The following is a 3,372-nucleotide window of genomic DNA, read 5'->3' as shown; positions in this document are numbered from 1 at the left end:
GGGTATACGGATTTAATGGTTGATGGGGCACCTTCACCCCATCAATCTGATACCACCCTCAGATGGTTGATAGATCGACTCCGTAGTTGAGTTCCTCTGCGAAGTCCGGCAGTCCGTAACCGATGGTTTTCTTGTAGAAAGGAGAGACCTTCGCAGTCGGTGCCTTCTTCTTGTGCTTCGTGGTGTAGAGCATTCGTGCCCGCATCACCTCGAAGGAGTAACCGCGCCCTTCACGGTTCTTGTCCTTGGCCAGTCGGTTGATGGACTCCGTGTAAGCGTTGGTGACGGGCATGTCCGTCTCGAAGTAGGTCATGGTCTCTTCGCGCCAGTTTCCCACTGCCCTGACCAGATCGCTCCAGACTTCCTTTTGGCCCTTCGGGATGGTGGCTATCCACTCGTCCAGGGCGGCTTCTGCCTGGAGCCGTGTGGTGGCGTCCCAGATGCCGTAGAAGCGCTCCTTGTGCTCGTAGGCGGCCAGCAGTTGCGGGAACGCGCCTGTCCAGGTCTCCATGATGAGGCGCTCCCGGTCTGAGACTTCGTGAGCGCGTTTCAGCAGGATTTTCCGGTCTCCCTTGAGAGTCCGGCTCTGGGACGGTTTCAGCTCCTTTCTGAGGCCCTTGCGCACTCTCTCTAGGGCATCGTTGGCCATGCGCACCACATGGAACTTATCGACCACGATACGGGCCTGGGGCAGCACAGCCTTGACCGCTGCCCGGTAGGGGTTCCACATGTCCATGCTGACGATCTCGACCTTCTGCCGGTCTTTCAGCTTCATCAGGTAGTTGGTCACCACGTCCTGGCGGCGGGTGGCCAGCAGGTCGAGCAGGGTTCGCTCCTCAATGTTGGTCAGAATGCAGCGGTAGCGCTTGTTCAGGTATAGCTCGTCAATGCCCAGGATGCGGGGCGTCTCGAAGCGGTGCCAGCGCCCCAGGAACTCGGCGCGGGCGTTGAAGATGTCGCGCACCGTCTTCTCGTCCAGGCCGGTCTGTGCCGCCACAAAGGTGTAGGGGTGGTTGAAGGATTCCTTCTCCACGTACTCATGCAGCCGCAGTGTCATACGGAATCCGTCCACCATCTCCGGTAGCTGGGGCCTGAATGTTGTCTTGCAGGCCCGGCAGGTGTATCGGCGGCGGACCACCCAGAGAGTGACCCGCTTGCCGTGGATGGGCAGATCACGATAGGGAACGTCACGCTTGCCGAACCGTACGAACTCACCCTGCACGCCGCATTCCTCGCAGGCGATGGGATCGGGCACGTCCACCTGGAAGTGCATTTCGTCGTCGGTTGATTTGCAGCCCAGTACTTGGTATTGCGGCAGGTGAAGGATGTTGTCGGGAAGTTCGGTCATGGTGTTGTATAGGCGTAGGTGTCAGTCAGATCCATCCGGCTCGGCATTGGTGTTTGCTTTTTTACCCAACAAGCTGCTGGAAACGAAAAGTAAGGCACCGAGGACAATTGCAATATCAGCCAGGTTGAAGGCCGGCCAATGCCAGTCTCGCCAATAGAAATCAAAGGAATCCACAACATAGCCGCGAAAGACCCGGTCAATCAGGTTGCCCATGGCGCCACCGAGGATAAGACTGTAAGCGATGGCTTCTCCTTTATGACGATTTTCAAGGATCAGCTTGATCAGAAAAATCGAGACCACTACCGCGATTCCGATAAATAAGTAGCGCTGCCAGCCTCCACCATTCGCAAAAAGACTGAATGCGGCACCGGTGTTCCATAGGTGCACCCAGTTAAAGAACGGGGTCACCGAAACATACTCGCCATAGGCCATTGATTGCTGCACCAGCCACTTTACAGCCTGATCAGACGCTGCCAGCAGGCCCGATATGGACAATAGGGCATACGGTGAGAGCTTTTTGCCAATAATGAGCATTATTTAACCCTTCAACGCCAAAATGCGTCTGGCACCGTTAAGTACAATGCCCCCCGCGATGGTGCCGATAATCAGATCCGGATAATTGGAACCGGTCCACGCGACCAGGGCGCCGGCGGTGATGACCCCCAGGTTGATCACCACGTCGTTGGCCGAGAATATCCAGCTTGCCTTCATGTGCGCCCCGCCTTCCCGATGTTTGGATATGAGCAGCAGACAACTGGTATTGGCAATCAATGCGACGAATGCGATAGCCATCATCACCAGCGATTCAGGCTCACTACCGAATACAAAGCGTCTCACCACCTCTACGAGCACGCCCACAGCCAAGATCAGTTGCAGTACACCAGCAAGATGCGCGGCACGTACCTGCATTTTCACGCTATGTCCAACCGCATAAAGGGCAAGCCCGTACACCGCCGCATCGGCAAAATTGTCCAGGGATTCTCCAATCAGGCCGGTGGACTGGGCGATCAGACCGGCAGTCATTTCCACCACGAACAGAAGTGCATTGATGCCGAGCAACCAGCGCAGGGTCCCGGATTCTTGCTTAGCAGAAGCTGCCGAAAACTCGGCGGCCTTGATGGTCTCCGGATTTGCAGCGACGGTTTCCTGAAGCGAGGCGCCTAGCCCCAAGGTCTTCAGTTTCGAGGTGACGGGCTCGACCTCGCCGTCATGCACGACCTTCAGCCGGCGGTTCGACAAGTCGAAGGACAGCGCCCGAATCTCCTCAAAGCCGTTCAGGGCTAGGCGAATCATTCGTTCTTCTGATGGACAGTCCATCTTCGGCACGGCATAAACACTGACCCATCTCCCTGGCGCCTCGGAGGAGGCCTGTATATCGGTATCCGCTGCGGACGTTGCATCACCGCCACAGGCGCCACCACAGGATTTGCTCATGATACGACTCCACTTGAACAATGTTGTGGTACCATTTAAAACTATAAAGCTACTATAAGGTCAATAGAGTAAAGAATCCGTTGGGGAGGAGGCTGATGCGCATTGGTCAGTTGGCGCAGTTGGTAGGGGTCGAAACACAGACGATCCGCTTCTATGAACAGCAGGGCTTGTTGCCGCCGCCTGATCGGCAGGACAACGGTTACCGTGTCTATACCGAGAAGCATGGTGAGGGGCTGGCCTTCATCCGTCGCTGCAGAATCCTGGGCCTGTCACTGGCTGAGATTCACGAACTACAGAGCTATCAGGACGACCCTCATCAGCCTTGTACCGCCGTCAACGCCTTGCTCGATGATCACATCTCTCATGTGCGGTCGCAGATAACCGCTCTGCAAGCGCTTGAGAAACAACTCGTTTCACTGAGAGCGAGTTGCAACGATGACCGGGAAGTTGAGGCGTGTGGGGTTCTTGCTGGAATTAGCGAAGGAAACATGCACCAGCAGTAGGTGAAGCATCAACCAGATAATCCGATGAGATGCCGGTCTGTCTCACTCTCATGCAAAGGTAAGATCAACCATTTAATCCGCTTACCC

At 56.0% G+C, this 3,372-nt stretch carries 4 protein-coding genes; 1 reads left to right on the top strand and 3 read right to left on the bottom strand.

The genetic code is table 11. The features are described 5' to 3' along the window. Window positions 1–58 precede the first annotated feature (58 nt). The 3 genes from D5687_RS11040 to D5687_RS11030 are packed head-to-tail and all read right to left on the bottom strand — an operon-like array spanning window position 59 to window position 2,782. A complete protein-coding gene (locus D5687_RS11040; protein ID WP_004574636.1) occupies window positions 59–1,348 on the bottom strand; it encodes an ISL3-like element ISPpu12 family transposase in 1,290 nt (429 codons plus the stop codon). Between the two features lie 21 nt (window positions 1,349–1,369). Beyond that, complete coding sequence (gene lspA / locus D5687_RS11035; protein ID WP_008740521.1) at window positions 1,370–1,882, bottom strand: signal peptidase II; 513 nt, start codon at window positions 1,880–1,882, stop codon at window positions 1,370–1,372. Window positions 1,883–1,885: 3 nt separating this feature from the next. Next, window positions 1,886–2,782, bottom strand: coding sequence for a cation transporter (locus tag D5687_RS11030; protein ID WP_004574643.1), 897 nt, complete (start codon window positions 2,780–2,782; stop codon window positions 1,886–1,888). Window positions 2,783–2,877: 95 nt separating this feature from the next. Between D5687_RS11030 and cadR the strand changes: the two genes are divergently transcribed. After that, the gene (gene cadR, locus D5687_RS11025) at window positions 2,878–3,285 is read left to right on the top strand and encodes a Cd(II)/Pb(II)-responsive transcriptional regulator (protein WP_004364961.1); all 408 of its coding nucleotides are present in this window, start codon (window positions 2,878–2,880) and stop codon (window positions 3,283–3,285) included. The last annotated feature ends 87 nt before the right edge of the window (window positions 3,286–3,372 follow it).

It is taken from the genome of Guyparkeria sp. SCN-R1, from assembly GCF_003932495.1.
Lineage (GTDB): Bacteria > Pseudomonadota > Gammaproteobacteria > Halothiobacillales > Halothiobacillaceae > Guyparkeria.
The sequence above is the reverse complement of the archived record's forward strand: the minus strand, read 5'-3'. Positions and strand labels throughout refer to the sequence as shown.

Bases quoted from the DNA above. Each gene is read 5' to 3' on its own strand.
- D5687_RS11040 (WP_004574636.1), bottom strand. From the start codon at position 1,348: ATGACCGAACTTCCCGACAACATCCTTCACCTGCCGCAATACCAAGTA.
- lspA (WP_008740521.1), bottom strand. From the start codon at position 1,882: ATGCTCATTATTGGCAAAAAGCTCTCACCGTATGCCCTATTGTCCATA.
- D5687_RS11030 (WP_004574643.1), bottom strand. From the start codon at position 2,782: ATGAGCAAATCCTGTGGTGGCGCCTGTGGCGGTGATGCAACGTCCGCA.
- cadR (WP_004364961.1), top strand. From the start codon at position 2,878: ATGCGCATTGGTCAGTTGGCGCAGTTGGTAGGGGTCGAAACACAGACG.